16 protein-coding genes are annotated in these 20,501 nt (G+C 62.3%); 4 read left to right on the top strand and 12 right to left on the bottom strand.

Annotated elements, in window-relative coordinates; translation table 11 throughout:
* Positions 1–67: 67 nt before the first annotated feature.
* Positions 68–1,255, bottom strand: a complete 1,188-nt coding sequence (locus KW839_RS17650; protein WP_218425046.1) for an acyl-CoA dehydrogenase family protein — start codon at positions 1,253–1,255, stop codon at positions 68–70.
* Positions 1,256–1,693: 438 nt separating this feature from the next.
* On the opposite strand from KW839_RS17650, the gene KW839_RS17655 reads away from it, so the two are divergent.
* The 4 genes from KW839_RS17655 to dmpG all read left to right on the top strand — a co-directional run bounded on the left by KW839_RS17655 (position 1,694) and on the right by dmpG (position 5,333).
* The gene (locus KW839_RS17655; RefSeq protein ID WP_060543463.1) at positions 1,694–2,467 is read left to right on the top strand and encodes a glucose 1-dehydrogenase; all 774 of its coding nucleotides are present in this window, start codon (positions 1,694–1,696) and stop codon (positions 2,465–2,467) included.
* Positions 2,468–2,543: 76 nt separating this feature from the next.
* Positions 2,544–3,335, top strand: coding sequence for a fumarylacetoacetate hydrolase family protein (locus tag KW839_RS17660; protein WP_060543462.1), 792 nt, complete (start codon positions 2,544–2,546; stop codon positions 3,333–3,335).
* A gap of 32 nt (positions 3,336–3,367) precedes the next feature.
* A complete protein-coding gene (locus KW839_RS17665; protein ID WP_060543461.1) occupies positions 3,368–4,294 on the top strand; it encodes an acetaldehyde dehydrogenase (acetylating) in 927 nt (308 codons plus the stop codon).
* A 10-nt stretch (positions 4,295–4,304) separates the two neighbouring features.
* Positions 4,305–5,333, top strand: coding sequence for a 4-hydroxy-2-oxovalerate aldolase (gene dmpG, locus KW839_RS17670; RefSeq protein WP_060543460.1), 1,029 nt, complete (start codon positions 4,305–4,307; stop codon positions 5,331–5,333).
* 160 nt (positions 5,334–5,493) lie between these two features.
* On the opposite strand, the gene KW839_RS17675 is transcribed toward dmpG, so the two are convergent.
* The 11 genes from KW839_RS17675 to KW839_RS17725 form a co-directional block, all read right to left on the bottom strand.
* Entirely contained in the window at positions 5,494–6,327 is an 834-nt protein-coding gene (locus KW839_RS17675) for an SDR family NAD(P)-dependent oxidoreductase (protein WP_218425047.1), read from the bottom strand.
* Positions 6,328–6,339: 12 nt separating this feature from the next.
* On the bottom strand, positions 6,340–7,107 hold the full coding sequence (locus KW839_RS17680; protein ID WP_218425048.1) for an SDR family oxidoreductase: 768 nt from the start codon (positions 7,105–7,107) through the stop codon (positions 6,340–6,342).
* A 134-nt stretch (positions 7,108–7,241) separates the two neighbouring features.
* Positions 7,242–8,477, bottom strand: a complete 1,236-nt coding sequence (locus KW839_RS17685; RefSeq protein WP_060543457.1) for a helix-turn-helix transcriptional regulator — start codon at positions 8,475–8,477, stop codon at positions 7,242–7,244.
* A gap of 148 nt (positions 8,478–8,625) precedes the next feature.
* Positions 8,626–11,058, bottom strand: coding sequence for an RND family transporter (locus KW839_RS17690; RefSeq protein WP_060543456.1), 2,433 nt, complete (start codon positions 11,056–11,058; stop codon positions 8,626–8,628).
* 14 nt (positions 11,059–11,072) lie between these two features.
* Positions 11,073–12,059, bottom strand: coding sequence for a YCF48-related protein (locus KW839_RS17695; protein ID WP_218425049.1), 987 nt, complete (start codon positions 12,057–12,059; stop codon positions 11,073–11,075).
* A gap of 344 nt (positions 12,060–12,403) precedes the next feature.
* Complete coding sequence (locus tag KW839_RS17700; protein WP_060543454.1) at positions 12,404–13,354, bottom strand: OB-fold domain-containing protein; 951 nt, start codon at positions 13,352–13,354, stop codon at positions 12,404–12,406.
* A gap of 4 nt (positions 13,355–13,358) precedes the next feature.
* Positions 13,359–14,570 carry a thiolase family protein gene (locus KW839_RS17705; protein ID WP_060543453.1) on the bottom strand — a complete coding sequence of 404 codons (1,212 nt, stop codon included), beginning with the start codon at positions 14,568–14,570 and terminating at the stop codon, positions 13,359–13,361.
* Between the two features lie 93 nt (positions 14,571–14,663).
* The gene (locus KW839_RS17710) at positions 14,664–16,331 is read right to left on the bottom strand and encodes a DUF1302 domain-containing protein (RefSeq protein ID WP_060543452.1); all 1,668 of its coding nucleotides are present in this window, start codon (positions 16,329–16,331) and stop codon (positions 14,664–14,666) included.
* A gap of 67 nt (positions 16,332–16,398) precedes the next feature.
* Entirely contained in the window at positions 16,399–17,484 is a 1,086-nt protein-coding gene (locus KW839_RS17715) for an MBL fold metallo-hydrolase (protein ID WP_060543451.1), read from the bottom strand.
* Positions 17,477–19,330 (bottom strand): long-chain-acyl-CoA synthetase, encoded by a 1,854-nt coding sequence (locus KW839_RS17720; protein WP_218425050.1) that lies wholly within the window; start codon positions 19,328–19,330, stop codon positions 17,477–17,479. Before KW839_RS17720 ends, KW839_RS17715 begins: the two co-directional genes overlap by 8 nt.
* Positions 19,330–20,412 (bottom strand): alkene reductase, encoded by a 1,083-nt coding sequence (locus KW839_RS17725; RefSeq protein ID WP_218425051.1) that lies wholly within the window; start codon positions 20,410–20,412, stop codon positions 19,330–19,332. The genes KW839_RS17720 and KW839_RS17725 overlap by 1 nt, the downstream gene beginning before the upstream one ends.
* Between the last annotated feature and the right edge of the window lie 89 nt (positions 20,413–20,501).

A 20,501-nucleotide genomic window follows, 5' to 3' on the forward strand; every position in this document is an offset into this window, starting at 1 on the left:
TCATGACCACCTGACCGTGCATCACGGACAGGTGTAACCCAGGGGTTTTGATACAGGCGCCATGGCTTCAGACGTAAGGGTCCGGGTTGGGCAGGCCGAGCATCACCGCGCCGTAGCTGCGGCCGTAGGCCAGGTAGTTGTTGGCGATGTGCCCGCGCGCCTGGTGCAGGTCGCGAAACAATCGCGCCACCGGGTTGGTGTTGTACAACCCCGAGGCGGCCATGCTGCGTAACAGGTCGTTGGCCCGTTCGGCACAGATGTTGGTCACGTAGGCGGACTGATAGCGATACAACAGACGGGTCTCGGTATCCGGATATTCGCCGGCACGGGCCAGACTCATCAGATGCTCGTAGTTGCGTTCCAGTACCAGACGCAGGCTGTCGACGGTGACCATCGCTTCGGCAACCGCGGTTTGCGCCACAGGATCGTCAGCGGTACGTGCGCCGTGCTTGCCGATGTGCTTGGCGGCGTTATCGCGAAACTCATTGATCGCACCCTGCAGGGCGCCGATGGCCGAGGTCGACACGGCGCGAGAGAACACCTGGGCAAAGGGGATCGCGTAGATTGGGTTGGTGTTGATCAGGCGCCCGGGGGTCGCTTCGAGGGTCCAGTTATTGGTGCGTTGCACGCGATGAGCCGGGACGAAAATATCCTCGACCACGATGTCGTGGCTGCCGGTGCCGCGCAGGCCCAGCACGTCCCAGTTGCGTTCGATCTGATAGTCGCTGCGCGGCAAGAGGAAGGTGCCGTGCTCGGCGGCGAGTTCGCCATCGGCTGGCAGGATGCCGCCCAGAAACACCCACTGGCAGTGCTCGCTGCCGCTGGAGAAACCCCAGCGACCGCTGATGCGGTAACCGCCTTCGACTACCGTGACCCTGGCTGCCGGCATGTAGGTCGAGCAGATCAGCGCGTCATTATCGTCAGCCCAGACTTCGCGCTGCGCTTCGATCGGATAACGCGCCAGCTGCCAGGGGTGGACCCCCATCACTCCGTAGATCCAGGCCGTGGACATGCAACCCTCGGCGAGGATGGTCTGGATTTCGAAAAAGGTTCGCGGGTCCACTTCGTAGCCACCGAACGCCCGAGGCTGCAGCGCCCGCAGCAGCCCGGCGGACTGTAATTGGACGACGCTCTCCACCGGAACTTTCAAGTCCTTGTCGGCCTGTGCCGTGCGTGCCTTGAGTGCCGGCACCAGGCTACGTGCACGTTCCAGCAGATCACGTTCGTCCTGGGTCTTTTCTCGCATGCTGTGCATCACTCAATTCTCCCGATCTCACTGCGCCACTGCGCGAGTTGGGACGGATCATCGGATCGAGCGAACAATCATTCATCGTCAAAGCGGACTAGGGGGGGTTATCGATCCTGCTAGTGTTTATTTGGGAAAAAGCGAGGGGGCCTGACAGCCGACCTGTTCCTGGTGAACACGTTCTCCTGTAGGAGCGATGCTTGCTCGCGATGGTCGCCAACGATAACGCGCCCTGTCTGAATGACCGCGTTGTCTGGAAGTCCATCGCGAGCAGGCTCGCTCCTACGGGCTCTTCCAAGTGACTCGTCGTAAGGGCGAACCATAAGTGGCCGTTACCGAAGAAACGGATATGTACACACAACCCCGCTAGTCCGTTGAGACGATGCCCCACTCGATCACCGCAGCCATAGTAAACGCATCCAAAGTCGACCCCACGGAGCAAGGGCCATGAGTATTTTGCAGCGTTTCCAGATGCATGGCAGCGTCGCCATCGTCACCGGCAGCGGTCGGGGTATCGGTCGGGCAATTGCCCTGGCGTATGCAGAAGCAGGCGCCGATGTGGTGTGTTCGGCGCGTTCGCTGGACGAGGTAGAGGCAGTGGCCGAAGAGGTGCGTGGCTTGGGCCGGCGCGCCTTGGCCATCGCCTGTGACGTCAACGATGCCGAACAACGCCACGCACTGGTGCGTCAAAGCGTTGAGCAAATGGGCCGGATCACTCATCTGGTCAACAATGTCGGTGGCGGCGGGCCCAACGATCCGCTGACGATGACACCCGAGCAATTTGCCCAGGTGCTGACCTTCAACGTCGCCACCAGCTACGCCTTCTGCCAGTTGTGCGTGCCGCTGATGCGCGAGGCCGGTGGCGGCAACATCATCAACATCAGCTCGGTGGCTGCACGCTATGCCCAACGCCATTTCAGCGCTTACGGCTCGGCCAAGGCCGCCCTCAGCCACCTGACCCGCCTGCTGGCCCAGGACTTTGCGCCGCAGATCCGGGTTAACGCCGTCGCCCCAGGCCCCACTCTTACTGAAGCGCTGAGCGGCGTGATGCCTGCTGCCATGCGCGAGATCATGGAAAACACCACTCCGCTCAAATGCCTGGGTAGCCCCCAAGACATTGCTGCCGCTGCGCTGTACCTGGCAAGCCCCGCTTCGGCCTGGGTGACCGGCAAGATCATCGATGTCGATGGCGGTGCCGATTCGTCGGTCTGGCCCGGCTGACAGACTCCTTTGGGCCTGCCCCCTGATGACGTTGGGGCGGGCTCTTTTTTTCTCCCATCCATCTGGAGCCCTCGCCATGGACGCCCATTTGATCAACGCCCTCGGTGACGAACTGTTCAACGCCCTGCGCAACCGCCAGACCCTGGCGCCCCTGACCCGGCGCTATCCGCAGATCACCCTGGAGCAGGCCTACCGGATTTCCCTGCATTTTCTGCAACGCCGCGAAGCCCTCGGCGAGCAGGTGGTCGGCAAGAAAATCGGAGTCACCAGCCGCGCCGTGCAGGAAATGCTCGATGTCCACCAACCGGACTTCGGTTTCCTCACCGACGCGATGCAGGTCGAGGATGGCAGCGATGTCAGCCTGGCCCGCTACAACCTGATCCAGCCACGGGCCGAAGGCGAAATCGCCTTTATCCTCGGCGAAGACTTGCACGGCTCGGGCGTCAGCGCCGAGGACGTGCTAGCCGCCAGCCAATGGGTGGTGCCGTGCTTCGAGATTGTCGATTCGCGGATCCACGACTGGCAGATCCGCATCCAGGACACCGTGGCAGACAACGCCTCCTGCGGCGTGTTCGCCCTCGGCAGCAAACGGATCGACCCGCGCTCGCTGGACCTGGCCGCCGTGCACATGCAAATGCTCAAAAACGGCCAGCCGGCAGGCTCGGGCCTGGGCTCGGCGGTGCAAGGTCATCCCTGCGCGGCAGTGGCCTGGCTGGCCAATACCCTGGGCGAGCTGGGCATCCCGTTCCGCCGTGGCGAAATCATCCTTTCCGGTGCCCTGGCACCGCTGGTGCCAGTGGTCGCCGGCGACCGCATCAGCCTGTCCATGAGCGGGCTGGGCGAAACCAGCCTGCGCTTTGTCCCGTGAATCGCCCTTCCCTCCCCAGGAGCCAAAAAACAATGAGCAAAAAGATCAAATGCGCGCTGATCGGGCCGGGCAACATCGGCACCGATCTGCTGTACAAACTGATGCGCAGCGAGGTGTTGGAACCGGTGTGGATGGTCGGCATCGATGCCACTTCCGAAGGCCTGTCACGGGCCCGCGAGCTGGGCCTGAAGACCACTGCCGACGGCGTCGACGGCCTGCTGCCCCATGTCGTCGAAGACCAGATCCAGATCGCCTTCGACGCCACCTCTGCCTATGTGCACGCGCAGAACTCGCGCAAGCTCAATGCCCTGGGCGTGTTGATGATCGACCTGACCCCGGCGGCCATCGGCCCGTACTGCGTGCCACCGGTCAACCTTAAGGCACAATTGGGCCTGGGCGTGATGAACGTCAACATGGTCACCTGCGGCGGCCAGGCCACCATTCCTTTGGTGGCCGCTGTGTCCAGCGTGCAGCCGGTGGAATACGCCGAAATCATCGCCACCGCCGCATCGAAATCGGTTGGCCCCGGCACGCGGAAAAACATCGACGAGTTCACCCGCACCACTTCCAGCGCGGTGGAAAAAGTCGGCGGCGCGAAGAAAGGCAAGGCGATCATTATCATCAACCCGGCCGAACCACCGCTGATCATGCGCGACACCGTGCATTGCCTGACCGAAAGCGAGCCCGACCAGCCGGCAATCACCGCGGCCATCGAAGCAATGATCAAACAAGTGCAGCGTTACGTGCCCGGCTACAAGCTGGTCAACGGCCCGGTGTTCGACGGCAATCGGGTGTCGATCTTCATGGAAGTCGAAGGCCTGGGCGACTACCTGCCCAAGTACGCCGGCAACCTCGACATCATGACTGCCGCCGCCGCGCGCACCGCCGAGATGTTCGCCGAGGAAATCCTCAAGGGCGAACTGGTGCTGCAAGCCACCGCCCAAACCGCCCACGCATAAGGAGCCGACCATGGATCTTCGCGGCAAAAGCATCACCGTTCACGACATGTGCCTGCGTGACGGCATGCACCCCAAGCGCCACCAGATCAGCCTGCAACAGATGAAAGACATCGCCTGCGGCCTCGACGCGGCGGGCGTGCCGCTGATCGAAGTGACCCACGGCGACGGCCTGGGCGGCAGTTCGGTGAATTACGGTTTCCCGGCCCACACCGACGAGGAGTATCTGTCGGCGGTGATCCCGCTGATGAAAAAGGCCAAAGTCTCGGCCCTGTTGCTGCCGGGTATCGGCACCGTCGATCATCTGAAAATGGCCTATGAGCTGGGGGTCAACACCATTCGCGTGGCTACCCATTGCACCGAGGCTGACGTCAGCGAACAGCACATTTCCCACGCCCGCGGCTTGGGCATGGACACCGTCGGTTTCCTGATGATGGCCCATATGAACAGCCCGGAAGGCCTGGTCAAGCAAGGTTTGCTGATGGAAAGCTACGGCGCCAACTGCATCTACCTGACCGACTCGGCGGGTTACCTGTTGCCCCATGACGTCAGTGCCCGGGTGGCGGCGATGCGCGCGGCCCTCAAGCCTGAGACCGAGATCGGCTTCCATGGCCACCACAATCTGTCGATGGGCGTCTCCAACTCCATCGCCGCGATTGCCGCCGGGGCCAACCGCATAGACGCCGCCTGCGCAGGCCTCGGTGCCGGCGCGGGCAACACACCGATGGAGGTGCTGGTGGCGGTGTGTGACCGCATGGGCATCGACACCGGTGTGAGCGTGTTCGGTATCCAGGACGTGGCCGAAGACCTGGTGGTGCCGATCATGGACTTCCCGATCCGCAGCGACCGCGATGCCCTGACCATGGGTTACGCCGGGGTCTACGGTTCGTTCCTGCTGTTCGCCAAGCGCGCCGAGAAGAAATACGGCGTGTCGGCCCGGGAAATCCTCGTTGAAATGGGGCGCCGCGGCATGGTCGGCGGCCAGGAAGACATGATCGAAGACACCGCCATGACCCTGGCCCGGCAGCGGCGGCAGGCGTAAAGATCTCGTCGCCAGTTCTGACGCCTTCGCGGGCTTGCCCGCTCCCACAGTTTTCGCGTCGTACACAAAATCTGTGTACAACACGGGACCTGTGGGAGCGGGCTTGCCCGCGAAGAGGCCATGCCAGTCATCATCTATGGCGACTGACACACTGCTTTCGTCAACGCCAATCGGCGACGATGCCGTGTTCCAGCGCAAACGGTTGTGCAGCGATGGTGCGGCGTTGAAACGCCGGTGCTTGTTCGGCGGTGGCCAGCCACAGCATTACAGCCGCCGGTACATGGGGTGGCGCACTGCCGGCGCGCAGGGCAATCAGCCCTTTGTCACCGATGGTAGCCTTGAGCGCTTCGGTGGTGACTACACCTGGATTGAGGGTGTAAGCGCGCACGCCAGCTTCGCCAAGCTCTGTACTCAGCACCCCGGACAACCTCGACACTGCCGCCTTGCCCGCGCCATAGGCATATCCCCAGCCACCCTTGCCCGCCGCCACCGGCGGGTCGCTCTCACCGGCGCCGGAGGTGACGTTGATCACCACCCCGCCGCCGCGCGTCACCATGTGTTCGGCCACTGCACGGGTCAACAGGAACGGGGTAAGGATGTAACCCTGGAACATCCGCTCAAGGGTCTGCGCTTGCAGGTCCATGAACCCGGAGTTGAGGTCGCTGCCTTGGTAGATCGCGTTGTTGATCAGCACGTCGATGCGTCCGTACTCGGTCTGTACCGCCTGACAGGCGGCCAGGGCCGAAGCGCTGTCGAGCAGGTCCATCGGCACCACGAGTACCCGGCAACCAAGCTCGCGCAAAGACTGAGCAGTACCGTTGAGGCTGCCGGCCAGCGGCGCCCCGGCGGCGTCGCGCAGGGCGTGCTCATGTTGTTCACCTTCGTTGAGGGTTCGGGCGCTGATCGCCAGGTCGAAACCGGCGCGGGCAAACGCCAGCGCCGCCTCGCGGCCGATACCCCGGCTGGCGCCGGTGATGAATGCCACTTTGTTCATGGAAGTTCCTTTTTAGAAGCGCGAGGCACGGACCATCGCATCCATGCCGCCATCAACGAACAACACGCTGCCGTGGATAAACGAAGCCTGCGGCGATTGCAGGAAAGCGACCACAGCTGCGATTTCCGCAGGTTGCCCGGCGCGACCCAGTGGCGCAACGAACTCACGTGTCGACTTGCCAAAACGTGCATCGTCCAGCGAAGCCTGGTGCAACGGAGTTTCGACCGCGCCCGGCGCCACCACGTTCACCCGCATGCCCTGCTTGCCCCAGCTCACGGCCAGGCTGCGGGTATGTTGGCTGATGGCGTATTTGGAAGCGGCATAGGCGACGTGCGGCTGGCCGAGGCTGTTGGCCAATTGCAGCGCCCGGGCCTCATCGCCGGCGATCATCGCTTCGATCTGCGCTTGGCCCTCTGGCCCCGAATGAGTGGCCGCCACCGAACCGATCACCAGCGCCGCCGGTTGCTGGCCCTTGGCCAAAGCCCCCTGCAGGCCGTCGAGCAACTGGCTGACGCCAAAGTAATTGACCGCAAGGATCAGGCCGCTGCTTGGCGCGGTGACACCGACCCCGGCGCAGCAGATCAACCCGTCAAGGACACCGCCACTGAGTTCAAGCACTTGCGAGATGGCCGCGTCACGCCCCAGGGGGGTGGACAGGTCGGCGATCACTTCGGCGTTGCTGCGATCGATACCGATAACCTGATGCCCGGCAGCGCGCATGGCGGCGGATACGGCGGCCCCGATTCCCGAGGCACTGCCGGTGATGGCTGTAATTGGCATGGTGGTTCTCCGTGATTGGTCCGCCCAGTATCGACAGGGCGATCACGGGACGGCATCGTCCGTGCGGACTAAAAAATGCGCTGCATCAATGACCGCGCCACAGGGCAGGATGGCCCGGTGGCGGGTTTGCAGGATCAGGCCTGACGATAGATCGGCACGGCCAGTTGAAGTGGCGGCACCTTGATTTTCTCGGTCATTTTCAACGCCAGTTGGGGCTTGCCCAGGGCCACCACGCTGTTGAGCATGATGCGCACCAGTTCGGTCTGGCGCCGCACGCCGGTCTTGGAGAAGATCGAGCGCAAGTGCGCCCGCGCAGTATTGCGCCGGATACTCAAAACCTCGGCAGCTTCCTCAAGGGACAAGCCGTTGGCCAGTTCCATGGCCAGGGCGGTTTCGGCCTTGGTCAGGTTGAACAGTTGCTTGGTCACCACTTCGCTGGCCAGGGACTTGCTCGACGCATCGCGGATGTACACCAGCGCCGCTGGCTGGCCCTTCTCCTCGGCCCAGTCCAGAGACGGAATCGACTCGACCACCACGCCAAGGTTGACCAGTCCCGAGGGGCGCGTCACCGACATGGCCTCGGCGCTTTTCGGCGCATCCGGGCAGAACGCGCCACGAATCAGGCGTTGCAGTTCACGGTTGTCGCTGGGATACGTAGCCTCCAGGCGCCCACCCACCAGTTTCAGGCCATCGGAACGGGCGAGGATTTCCTGGGCCACCGGATTGATTTGCAACACGCTGCCGCTTTCGTCGAGCACCAGGGTCGCGACCGATAACCGGCTGATGGCCTGGGAGTACAACTCGCTAAGCGATTCGCTGCGGTCTCGCAGGTTATGCAGTTGCGAAGCACGTCGCAGGTGAGGCAGGAAACTGGCGCACACCGCCCGGTCGTGGGCAGAGAAGTTGGAGCCCCGTTTGGGGCGAGTCATGCGAAAGCGCAGCTTTCCGCCGTCCGGGGTGGAAATATCGGCACACATCAGGTGGTACACGTCAAAGGGTTCGCAAAACATCTTGTAGTACCCGTTCTGCTCCCATTGCGTGGGGCTCATGAGGTCGTCCACGGTGAACACATGGTCCAGCGGCTGGTTGGAAAAAGGCGAATTGGTTTGCGGGTAGGTCATGTAGCAGACATCACCGGCACCTTCGATGTCGCCGACGATGATCATGACGCCGGTATCAGGTTGATCCGGCACCCGCAAAATCAAGGTGACGTAGTTGGCATCGTAGAGCTTTAGAAAGCTTCTGAGGGCGTGAGCCATCAGTTTCGGATCGAGGGCGCCTTCATAGATCTCGCCCACCAACTGGTTGTAGCGCGTGAGGTCGAGGCCAAGGCTGGCCAGGGCTTCATGGGTCAAGTCACCATTTTGCATAGTCTTATCTCGCTCGGGTAAGGACTGGGTCCTTCCCTTGTTATTTTTATAATTTCGGCTGGGGGAGCCCTGGGCTCCCCCCCTTTCGACTGCTACTTGCCTGCCAGTTTCCCTAGCGCCCGCAGACTCCACAATAGGCCCGGCAGGTTTATTTTTCGCTCCCGATATCACGTGCCGCCGGGCTGTTTTTCAGGCGAAACTGCCCTTGAGCTGGTGCCGGCGTTCGTATCCGATCACCAACCAGCGGTCGCCCGCGATTGAACCAGGCGGCCAGCGCCGGCAGAAGGAAAATCGCCCCCAGCACGTTGACCAGGAACATGAACGACAGCAGCACACCCATGTCGGCCTGAAACTTAAGCGGTGCGAACGCCCAGGTGCAGACGCCAATGGACATGGTCACGGCCGTGAATACCGCAGCCGTCCCCCGTTGGCACATGGCCTGGTAGAACGCCTCGCGCAGATTGGACCCGCGCAGCATCTCGTGCTGAATACGTTCGTACAGGTAAATGCCATAGTCGACGCCCACCCCTACCCCCAGCGCCATCACCGGCAAGGTCGCAACCTTCAGGCCGATCCCGAGCATGGTCATTAGTGCGTTACAGAGGATCGCGACAATTGCCAGCGGTACCAGAATGCACAGCACCGCGCGGATCGACAAGAAAGTCAGCCAGCAAAACAATGCCACCGATCCGAATAGTGCCCCGAGCATGATCACTTCGGCGCGCTTGACCGCCTCGTTGGAGGCCGCCATCACGCCGACGTTGCCACCGGCCAGAAGGAATTCGACTTGCGGCGAGCTGACTTCAGCGATGATCCGCCTGGCTTCGGCGATCGCATGGCTGACAGTGCTGCCTTCATGGTCTGTCAGGAACACCAGGATCTGCATCTGCTGGCAGCCGTCGGTGACCAAGCCATCATCCGGCATATAGGCCCGCGCGCCCTGGCTCAAGCCACGGGGTGATCCCGGTATCGCCGCCCAGCGCGGATTGCCTTCGTTGTTGCCGGCAATCACCCGCTTGCCCATGTCCGCAACACTCTGGATCGACTGCACACCGGTGACCGTGCGCATGCGGAAATCGAAGGCTTCCACCGCACGCATCACCGCAGGCGAAAGGCAGCCCTCTTCGACACCCTTGACCTGGACGAACACCGACATCACATCGAGCCCGATGGAGTAGCTGCCAATGATCTTGCCATTGTCCTGGTTATAGCGCGAATCGGCCCGCAGCTCCGGCGCGCCTGCGCCGATATCGCCCACCGCCAGATCACGAGCCTTGTAGGCCCCGGCCGCCAGCAGCAACAGGCTGACAACAAACACCCCGAGCGCAGGCCCCGGCTCGGCCAGTGCCGACAGACGCCACCACAGGCGGTGCTTGCCCGTCGGTCGCGATTGCGCCCCAAGCAAGAGTGCAGGCTCCAGGCGTAGATAGGAAATGATCACCGGCAGCATCAGCTTGTTGGTGATGATCATCAACATCACGCCGATGCAGGCCGTCACCCCCAGTTCGTGAACGATGGGAATGTCGATAAGCATGATCACCGCAAACCCCAAGGCATTCATCAGCAAGGCCAGGGAACCGGGGATGAAGATCTTGCAGAACGCCGAGCGTGCCGCTTCCTTCGAGGTACTACCGGCCAGCACGTCTTGCTTCCAGGCGTTGGTCATCTGCACCGCATGGGACACGCCGATGGAGAAAATCAGGAACGGTACCAGGATCGACATCGGATCGATGCCCAGGCCCAGCAGCGGCAACAGGCCGAGCAACCAGACCACCGGCAGCAACGCAACCACCAGCGCCACCACTGTCAAGCGCAGGGAGCGCGAATACAGCCACAGCAGCACCCCTGTAATGACGAAGGCCACCACAAAGAAACCGATCACAGTATTCAACCCTTCAACCACATCGCCGACCAGCTTGGCGAAGCCGACAATGTTGATTTCGATATTGGGGCTGTTGTACTTGCCGCGGATCTCTTCCAGGCGCTTGGCGATCTCGACATAGGACACCGGCTGGCCGGTCTTGGGGTCAGTATCCTGCAGGTCGGCGCGGACCATGGCCGACTTCAGGTCGTTGGCCACCAGGCGACCGACCTGACCGGAGGCCGCCGTGTTGCTGCGCACCTGCGCCAGGTCTTCGGTGGTACCGCTGAAGCGCGGTGGCACCACCACGTCGCCAAAGAATCCTTCCTCGGTAATTTCGATGTAGCGCACATTGGCGGTGAACAGCGACGTCACGCTGGGGCGGCTTACCCCGGAAATGAAAAACACGTCGTCGGTGACCTTGCGCAAGGTCTCCAGGTACTCGGCGTTATAGATGTCACCCTCGCCTTTCCAGCGCACGCTGACCAGGAAGCGGTTGGCGCCGGTGAAGTAGCGACTGAACTTGAGAAAGTTGATCATGTATTCATGACGCACCGGGATCTGTTTGTTGAAACCCGGATCCAGTTGCGTGTGGGTGGCGCTGTAGCCCAGGCCCAGCGTCACCAGGACAAACAGTGCCAGCAGTCCCTTGCGCCAGGACATCAGATGGTCCGCGCACGTTTCGACGCAACGCGTCACCCAGTGTTTACCTTGATTCATTGCCCGCCTCTCATTCACTGGGTGGCCTGTGTGGCCATTAGGGCAGCGACGCTGCCACCTGATCCCTGCAATACCCCGCGCTCGCCACCCACCAGAAGTCGTGAGCCAACGATCGTCGCCGAGGTCAATGTGCCAAGCCCGGCGAGACGTCCGACACCGACCAACTCACCTTTCACATCCAGGCGTACTACCGAGCTACCCGCACCGACGATCACCAGGCCCGAGTGATCGGGGAGCACCACATGGCCGTACAACGGTAACTGGCTGCCTACTTTTATCTGAGTCCAGCTGTCGCCGAAGTCGTGACTGACGAACACATGCCCGCGCATACCGTAGGTCACCCAGTTATCTGCGCTCAGGCGCACGATGCCGAACAGCGAGCCGCTGTAGAACGCCGGCAAAGTCTGCCAGTGCCGGCCGCTGTCGGTGGTACGCAACACCAGCCCCTGTTCGCCCACCAGCATGCGGCGGCCATCGTTGCCACCGGCCATGCTGTTGAGGTGCGCGTTGTCGATCTCCAGGGACTGCGGGGTCCAGGTCTGCCCGCCATCCAGGGATTGATAGAACTTGCCGAAGCTGCCAAACGCTATGACGCTGTCGCCACCGCCGGTCCAGATGCCCAGCAGCGGTTCGCCCAGATCGCTGTCGTAACGAATTTCCTGCCAACTGCTGCCGGCGTCCTGGGAACGCAGGATCCAGCCGTCATGCCCGACGGCCAGCAAGCGCTTGTCGTCCAGTGCCACCACGGCTGTCAGGGTCGCATTGCGTTGCGCGGCGACATTGGCCGGCTGCCAGCTGACGCCCTGATCGTCACTGAGCAAGATACTGCCACGCTCGCCCACCGCAACCACCCGCGCCCCAAGATTGAGCAGGCCGTTGATCTGCACCCGGTCCGGGCGAGTGGCCAACAGTTGCGCTTGCGGTGGGGATTTGGGGGAAAAAGTGTAGCCAATGGTCAAGGCGACCACCAGGCAAACCGCGTAGCCGATCACCGAACGCATGAGCAACGCTCCTGTTCGGGGTTGACGTGGATAGGGCAAGTCATAGGGCCAATCCTCTTGTTTTTGTCACGCACCAAACATGCGAGGCAATCGAGATGGGCGTTGCCTCTGGAGCAATAGTCGGCGCAAGGGATGGGGGGCACATCGTCCAAATGGCTTATGCAATGGCGCAAATGACGTGGGGCGGGAATGGGGGGTATTCATGTGCAAACCGAACTGGCTGCCTTCGCCCTCCCTGTAGGAGCTGGCTTGCCAGCGATGGCGTCAGGTCAGACACCGATGCGTCGACCGAACGGACGCCATCGCCAGCAAGCCGGCTCCTACAGGGGGATCTTCAACGGGGATCAGGCCATGTAAAGGATCACCAGGTCGTTGATCACCGACGGCCGATCCTGCCCCACCACATGAATGTTGAGCTCCAGGGTCAGTTGGGTGCCACGGGCCAGGATTTCGACTTTTTTCACCCGCGCCCGCGAATGGATGCGCGAGCCGGCCGGCACCGGAGCCGGGAAGCGCAGGCGATCGGAGCCGTAGTTGATTTGGGTGGTAAAACCACTGATCTCGTAGCCCAGCGCCAGTTTCATCCGCGACTGCAGCACCTGCACCAGCGCACCGTGTGCGATGGTGCCGCCGAACGGACTCTGCAGGCGTGCCCGCTCCGGATCGGTATGGATCCAGTAATCGTCACCCGACAACCGGGCGAAGTCGTCGATCAGGGCCTGGTCGACTACCACCACGTTGCTCCAGTCGCTGAACTGCTCACTGACCAGTGCCTGCAAGGCCGGCCCATCGTTAAGGTCGATCTGGTGCGCGGGCGGTTGCTCCGATGCCGCCGGCGCCGGCTCGCTATCTTGCGCGGGCAGCGGTTCAAGGCCCTGCGCATCCTTGTCCATCCCGGTGAAACGCAGCAGGCGGTTGCCCTTGGCGTCGACTTCGGCAAACACCGGCTGCAAGGACATACCGATCTGGATTTCGTTTTCCTCAAGGCCTACCAGGTTGGTGTTGATGCGCACCCCTTCGGCCAACTCCACCACCGCCAGTTTCTGCGGCATCTCATCAATGAAGTCGGGCAAGGTTGCAATACGCGTCACGGTGTAGCTGTAAAGCCTCGCGGCGCCGTCGACTTCGCGCCAGGCCAGGTCATGTTCCAGGCACACCGTGCAATGTCGGCGTGGGTAGAAATTCCAGTGTGCACAGGCGTTGCATTGCTGGATCAACAGACGGCGAGCCTTCAGGCCCTCCCAGAAGGGTGCGGAAATTTGCGTCGCGACCGGCATCGGTTTGTTGTTGGACATGTGCTTATGCTCCCTGAAGAATCAATGCGCCCTGCTCGCTCATCACGCCGCCGGTGCCGGAGACGTAGACGCTGTCGCAACGGCCCAGTTGGCGTTCACCGGCGGTACCGGCGATCTGCGTCACCGCCTCGATCACCTGGCTCATGCCACCGGCCGAGGCCGACTGACCGAAACTCAATTGCCCGCCATGGGTGTTCATAGGGAAGTCGCCACGCCAGGTCAGGTCGTGTTCGCGAACGAAGGCCATGCCCTCGCCCTTGCCGCAGAAACCGGCATCCTCCAGGGTCAACAAGGTGGTGATGGTGTAGCAGTCGTAGATCTGCGCGGCATCGACGTCTTTGGGCTTGAGCCCGGCCATCGCAAAGGCTCGCTGGGAAGCCGGACCAATGGGTGTTTGCAGCATGTCCTCGGCATAGGACGGCGACTTGAACGCCAGGTGTTCACCAAACCCGGTAATGAACGCCGGACGTTTGCGGGCCCGCGCCGCCACCTCCTTGTTGGCGATGATCAACGCGGCGCCACCGGCCACCGGCATGACGATTTCCAGGACGTGCAACGGATCGGCAACCATTCTGCTGGCCAGCACCTGTTCGATGGTCAACGGTTGGCCATGGAACATCGCTTGCGGGTTGGCCAGGGCGTTGGTGCGCTGGTCAACGGCAATCTTGGCCATCGCCCGCTGGTCGTAGTCGTACTGAGCGGCATAACGCTGGGCGATCATTGCGTAGCCGGTGTTCTGGCCCATGTGCCCGTAAGGCAGGTCGAACTCGGCCTCGGGTGCGCCGAATGCCGTGCTGTGTCCACCGAATCGCATGGAGCGGGCCATCCAGCCGGCGTCCTCGTCAGGTCCCAACGGCGCCATTCGCGCAGGGATCACGCACAGGACCGCCTGGCACAGCCCCAGTTCGATCGCGGCGGCGGCGCGCCAGACCATGCCGACCGAGGTACAGCCGCCCAAGTCCACGACTTCGGCGAAGTTCAGGCGCAGGCCCAGGTACTCGGCGGCCATCGCCGGTACGAACACCGACGCTTCATGAAAATGCGGGCCGTTGATCACCAGCCCGTCGAGGTCCGAGGCCTTGAGCCCGGCATCGCGCAGCGCCTGGGCCGCGAGGTCGGCAACTTGTTCAAGGTGAAACATCCTGGGTGCGGTCGAATACTTCTCCGGTTTGTATTGTGCGGTGCCAACAATGGCCGCATGCCCTTTGAGCCCCATAGTGCCTCCATGCCGAAGCATTACGCTGCGGCGTTTTCAAGGTTGTGTTGAAGGTCCGGGCGCAGCAGAGCGACCCGGAACTTGAGTGGTCGATCAGAAGGTGTATTTCATCGAAAACGTGGCGTAGTCGCGGTCGGCGAACGGACGATCGATCGGGTCGGCTTCACCCAGGTAGGAGATGTATTTCAACCCGAGTTCCAGGTTGCCCAGGTACTTGAAGGTCGTGCCCATGCTCAGGCGTCTGTCACCGGCGACGCCGGAGATGCTTCCTGACATGGGCGTGGAGCCGCTGAAGACGTTGGAGAAGCTGAAGGGGACTTCCAGATCCCAGCCTTGGAAAACTCCCGGATAACTGAACGATGCGCCCACGGTGTAGGCGCTGGAAGACTTGGTGCGGTAACCCGCGGCTGTGCTGTAGGTGTAGTCATCGGAAGAGGCCACTAGAGGTGCCAGAGAAGGCAGCAGGTTTACGCCTTGCAGGTTGGGCGCCGCCGAAGTGGACTCGACGCTGTCAACCTGCACGCGGATGATTTCGGCAGTCAGGCTGGTCTGGCTGGCCCATGGACGGTCCCCCAGGATACGAATCGCCGACAGTTGCATTTGCTGCCCCTTGCCCTTGGCCGGCACCGCGCCAAGGCCGGTATTGACCATCACCGGCGCACCGTCGCGGTACGACCATTCGGCTCCGACCTGGGTATCGCCGATCTTGGTCGAGGCGCTGATACCGGTCAGTTTTATGTCTTCAAAGTACTTGATCTCGTAACCATTGCTGACGAAGGCGTTGCGGCCACCGCCTACTGGCAAAGCGTTGTAGCCGACCAGCGCGGTGGCCGGGTTCTTGTCGTGGTAGTTGACGTGAAACAGCGACAGCTCGAGGGCCGGTACCGGACGGAATCGCACCTGCACGCCCCACTGGCCACCATCGCTCGGTTCGTCGGTGCCGCGGTAGAGGATCTTCTGGCCGTTGGCGTAGATAAACTCGCGACCTGGCCCGACCACGTCGCTGCCTGACAGGTAGCTGCCCACCGGCGGCAGTTCAGTGCCCTTCCATTCGTATTGCACGTATGCACCAAAGGTCAGCTGGGGGTTCAGTCGGAACGAGCCGGAGAACTGGCCCACCGGCAAAAGGATTTCCTTGACCTCGACACCCGGCTGGGACGCTTTTACCGCGTCAGACGGGTTTTGTACGCCGTTCACACCCGGGTAGAACAGACTCTCGCCCCAGGATTCGATGTGTCGCCCGGCCTTGACGTCGAGCATGGTGTCGTTGTCAAAGCGCCAGCCGCTGAACACATAGGCATCCAGCATTTTGCTGCGACCGCCGCTGTAGTAGCGGGTGTCACTGGTGAACTCGTCGTTGCTGCCGCTTTTGTTCACGGTAGCGGGCGAATCGTTATCGTTTTCTCTGTGATAGACGTCATCGTAGAAGGTACTGCCGCGCACCACGGCGCCGTAGTTGTCCTTGCGCAGGATCATTTCCGCCAGCGCGCCCACGCGATTGGTGGTCAGGCTGCCACTGTCGAAGTTGCGGTTGGCATCGTCGGCGTTGATAGTCAGCAAGCGATCGCTTTGACTGCCAGTGCGTACACCGATGCCGTAGCTGGTGGTCACCGACCAGTCGATGGTCGCGCCGTTGTCGAACTCGAACGTCTCACCTGCCCAAACGGGTGTGGACACCAGCGCAATGGCTGCCGCCAGGCTGGTGAGCTGAAATGCGCCCGAACCGATGACCGTAAAGTTATTGTTGTTTTTGTTGATCACACTGATTCTCCTCAATGACAACCGGTTGGCTGCCTGGAATGTTCAACACTGCTGCCGTGCCATTCGCTCAAAACACCTTGAGCGGCGTTACACCGCACGCTCCCCTTACAGCACGCCGGTAGCGATATCGCCCCCGGTCCTCTTCCCGCTCCAGCGACCCTTCGGCCACCAGGTAGTTGGCATGGGCCAACGTTTCGCCCAGCGCCATCAGTTCGTCGAAACGACCCGACAGTTTGGGAAACAACAGGGCCATGAGCTCGAGCACGGTGCGCGGCTCGTCACAGTTGGCCAGCATTAAAGCCAGATGCCCTTTGTGGTGGGCCTCCAGCTGGTCCAGGCGCTGATGCAAATTGAAGAACGGCCGCTCATGTGCCGGCAACACCAGCACGCTGTCGGGCAAGCTGCGCAAGTGCTCGATAGAATCGAGCCAGTCACGCAGCGGGTTTGCCAACGGCTCCGTGGCATGCACTCCGACGGTGGAAGTGATGCGCGGCAGCACCTGGTCGCCGGAGATCAGCAAGCCGTTATCGGCGGCGTACAGACAGGCATGCTCCGGCGAGTGGCCGCGACCGATCACCACCTGCCAGGTGCGGCCACCGATGTGCAGGCAGCTGCCTTCGTGCAAACGCCGGAAATGGTGCAGTGGCGCTGGCAGGAAGTGGGCGTTGCTCATCACCGCGAACATCTCGGTACTCTGCTCGTCGCTGACCCCGGCCTTGCGGTAGAAATCGAGAAAGTCCCAGCCCGGTGGCTGATCGGCGGGAAACCTGACGTGCAACGACTGGAACTCGCTGACGGTCATGTACACCGGGCAATGAAAACGCTGCGAAAGCCACGCGGCGACCCCGGCATGGTCGGAATGAAAGTGGGTGCAGACCACCGCCAGCAGCGGCAGCCCGTCGCACACTTCACTCAGCACACGGTCCCAGACTTCGCGGGTCTGCTCGGTGTTCATGCCGGTGTCCACAACGACCCAGCCATCGGTGTGGCGCAGCAGATAGAGGTTGATGTGGTCCAGGCGAAATGGCAGCGGCATGCGCAGCCACCACACCCCCGGTGCCACTTCGCGCACCTGTCCGGAATCGGGCGCCTGCGGCCACGGGTACCGCAGGCCGTCGCGCAATTGGTGACCGTTGGCGTCCAGATCAGCCATGCTCGGCCACCGCAAATGGCGTCAGGCCGGCCCGCGTCAATGCCTCCGGCGAATAAGGCACATAGCTGCGGGCCTGTTCGTCGCGGATGAACAGTGGATCGCTGCAACGAGTCGGGCAGTAGCCCTGACGCTGCAGGTCGACCTTGCGCAGCTTGTAGCTGGCGGTCAGGTCTGCCGACTGGGTAACCCGCACGAACACCGGCGCGGCATAGCGTGGCAGGCGCGCTTCGGTCAAGGCGTACAGGGCGGCCGGATCAAACGGCTGGTCGGCCTGCATCAATACCGCGGCCATGCCGGCCCGGCCTTCTTGGCCGGGCACCTGGACGCCATAGATATTGATCAGTTCCAGGCCCACCAGATCGCCCAGGGCGTGCGCCACTTCCAGGGTCGAAACGTTCTCGCTCTTCCAGCGATAGGTATCGCCGATGCGGTCGACGAAATAGCAGTAACCGTCGGCATCCTCGCGCAGCAAGTCGCCGGAGCTCCAATAGGCATCGCCCTCGCGAAACACATTACGGCGGATTTTGCTCTCGGTCGCCTCGGCAGAGGTGTAACCCTCGAAGCGTCCGCCACCGATCTCAGGGTTATTGACGATAAAGCCCATGGCCTCGCCAACCTCACCTACTTTGCAGACTTGATAGAAACCGTTTTCGTCCCGTGGATGGCAATCGTTTTCGATGTCGTAACGCACTAACCTCAGGTTGGTCTTGTTCCAGTCCGGCACGCGTCCGCAGGAACCAAAATAGTTGTCGACGTTGATCAGTGCCGAATTGGCTTCGGTGGCGCCCCAGCCCTCGAACACCCTGATCGGGCCGAAGCGCTCCAGCCAGCGTTGCCAGGAGTCCGGCGACAGCCCGGCGCCGAGCATGCAGCGCAGACTGTGCTCGCGCTCGCCCGCTCGAACTGGCTGATTGAGCAGGTAGCGGCAGATCTCGCCGATGTACTGGAAGATGCTGATCTGGTGTCGCGCCACATCGTTCCAGAACTCCCGTACGCTGAACTTGCGGCGCACCACGATGGCGGCACCGGCGCGCAGCGCAGTAGACGTCACCGAGGTGGCCGCGGCGCCGTGGTACAGCGGCAGGCAGCAATAGAACACATCCTTGCTGGTGACTTGCAGGGTGGGTTCCATCACATCCCCCGACGACATCCAGCGCATATGGCTGTAACGCGCAGCCTTGGGCAAGCCGGTAGTACCCGAGGTAAAGATCAGCAGGGTTGTGGCCTGCGCCTCGATGTGCGCGCGGATGTTCCGGGGAAACGGCGTGCGCGGGGCTTTCTCCAGGCGCGCATCGAAATGCCCGTCAATGCCCTTGGGCAGCGCTCCCGACCAGGGATTTTCCGCGTCACGCACCAACCAGCACGGCAGGCCGGGAAAGCCTTCGGTGGTTTGCACATTCGCCAGGCACTCTTCGCCAACCACCAGCGCCCTGGCCTCGGTGGTCTTCAACGCATGCAGCAGTGGTCGGCCACTGACCTGAGTATTGATGAAGGCCACCACCACCCCGAGCTTGACCAAGCCGAACCAGGTGCAGAAAAACGCCGGGCGGTTTTCCATGGCCAGCGCGCAGACATCGCCGGCGCGCAGGCCATTGGCATAAAACGTGTGGGCCATCTGGTTGGCACGTGCATCGACCTCGGAGTAACTCAGGGCCTGCTCGCCATAAATCAGAAAGGTGCTCTCACCCTGCTCACTCGCCTGTTGCTCCAGACGGTCAGCCAGGGTGTAGAGATCGCCCGGCTTGATCCGACGGGCAGCGGCCGAGCGCTGGTCCAGCAACGCTTGAGTCTGCTCCCGTGGTACCACGCGGGACCGCAGGACGTGGTTTAAGTCATTAAGATTCATTACATCACCTCCCCGGCTATTGCTTGATGCACGCGGTAATCCGAGTAGCCCGCCGGGCCCGGCGTATACAGGGTCTTGCGGTCAAAGCCACTTAGCGGCAGGCCACGTTGCAAACGCGCCACCAGATCGGGGTTGGCAATAAAATGACGGGCGAACGACACAGCTACCCCCTCGCCCGACGCGAGAGCGGCAGTGGCCGAAGGACCGTCGAAACCATCGTTGAGAATCAATGCATGAGGACTGTGCTTACGCGCCAGGGCGAAGGCGTCGAGCTCTGCCAGGGGCGAGCGCATGATGTGCAGGTAGGCCAGCTCCAGCGACGCCACGGCTTCGCACAAGGCTGCTGCCGTTGCCGCCGGATCGCGGTCATCGATGTCGTTGTAGGGATTGCCGGGGCACAGGCGAAAACCAACGCGTCCGGCGCCAATCGCAGCGGCCATGGCCTCGATCACTTCCTTGGCAAAACGCACCCGCCCGCCCACATCGCCGCCGTAGGCGTCGCTGCGCTGGTTGCTGCCGGAGGCCATGAACTGCATCGGCAGGTAACCGCTGGTGCAGTGCAGTTCGACACCGTCGAAGCCGGCCAGACGCGCATTCAACGCGGCCTGCCGATAGTCCTCGATGACCTCGCCAATACCTTGCAAGGTCAGCGCCTGTGGCTCATCGGTGTCCACCAGGCCGGCGGTATCGCTGAACACCTGTGTGCGTGCGCGCAATGCCGAAGGTGCCACCGTGGCCGCGCCCGCCGGCTTGTTGTGACGGCTGGCGGCGCGGCCGACATGCATCATCTGCAGGACAATCCGCCCGCCCTCGGCATGCACTGCCTCGGTGACCCGCCGCCAGCCGACGATTTGCTCGTCGCTGTAGATCGCCGGGGTGCGACAATAGCCCAGGCCGCTGGCCGACGGCGCGGTGCCCTCGGCCACGATCAGCCCGGCACTGGCGCGCTGGCGGTAGTATTCGACCATATCGCCGCCGGGTATCGCATCGGCAAGGGCGCGGCTGCGAGTCATGGGGGCCATGACGATGCGGTTGGCCAATTGCAGTTCGCCCAAGGCGACCGGCTCGAACAAGACGCTCATCTCAATTCCTCAGCTTCTTATTGTTTTTTGCTGTCGCAGGGCTTGCCATGACATGGGCAAGCGCTGACATGGCAGCGGATATGGCTGAA

This window comes from Pseudomonas sp. PDM31, from assembly GCF_019218965.1.
Classification (GTDB): Bacteria; Pseudomonadota; Gammaproteobacteria; order Pseudomonadales; family Pseudomonadaceae; genus Aquipseudomonas.

Excerpts from the sequence above, each read along its gene's own strand:
- KW839_RS17725 (WP_218425051.1), bottom strand. The coding sequence starts at position 20,412 with ATGAGCGTCTTGTTCGAGCCGGTCGCCTTGGGCGAACTGCAATTGGCC.
- KW839_RS17650 (WP_218425046.1), bottom strand. The coding sequence starts at position 1,255 with ATGCACAGCATGCGAGAAAAGACCCAGGACGAACGTGATCTGCTGGAA.
- KW839_RS17665 (WP_060543461.1), top strand. The coding sequence starts at position 3,368 with ATGAGCAAAAAGATCAAATGCGCGCTGATCGGGCCGGGCAACATCGGC.
- KW839_RS17680 (WP_218425048.1), bottom strand. The coding sequence starts at position 7,107 with ATGCCAATTACAGCCATCACCGGCAGTGCCTCGGGAATCGGGGCCGCC.
- KW839_RS17720 (WP_218425050.1), bottom strand. The coding sequence starts at position 19,330 with ATGAATCTTAATGACTTAAACCACGTCCTGCGGTCCCGCGTGGTACCA.
- KW839_RS17700 (WP_060543454.1), bottom strand. The coding sequence starts at position 13,354 with ATGTCCAACAACAAACCGATGCCGGTCGCGACGCAAATTTCCGCACCC.
- KW839_RS17660 (WP_060543462.1), top strand. The coding sequence starts at position 2,544 with ATGGACGCCCATTTGATCAACGCCCTCGGTGACGAACTGTTCAACGCC.
- KW839_RS17675 (WP_218425047.1), bottom strand. The coding sequence starts at position 6,327 with ATGAACAAAGTGGCATTCATCACCGGCGCCAGCCGGGGTATCGGCCGC.
- KW839_RS17705 (WP_060543453.1), bottom strand. The coding sequence starts at position 14,570 with ATGGGGCTCAAAGGGCATGCGGCCATTGTTGGCACCGCACAATACAAA.
- KW839_RS17685 (WP_060543457.1), bottom strand. The coding sequence starts at position 8,477 with ATGCAAAATGGTGACTTGACCCATGAAGCCCTGGCCAGCCTTGGCCTC.
- dmpG (WP_060543460.1), top strand. The coding sequence starts at position 4,305 with ATGGATCTTCGCGGCAAAAGCATCACCGTTCACGACATGTGCCTGCGT.
- KW839_RS17715 (WP_060543451.1), bottom strand. The coding sequence starts at position 17,484 with ATGGCTGATCTGGACGCCAACGGTCACCAATTGCGCGACGGCCTGCGG.
- KW839_RS17655 (WP_060543463.1), top strand. The coding sequence starts at position 1,694 with ATGAGTATTTTGCAGCGTTTCCAGATGCATGGCAGCGTCGCCATCGTC.
- KW839_RS17690 (WP_060543456.1), bottom strand. The coding sequence starts at position 11,058 with ATGAATCAAGGTAAACACTGGGTGACGCGTTGCGTCGAAACGTGCGCG.
- KW839_RS17695 (WP_218425049.1), bottom strand. The coding sequence starts at position 12,059 with ATGCGTTCGGTGATCGGCTACGCGGTTTGCCTGGTGGTCGCCTTGACC.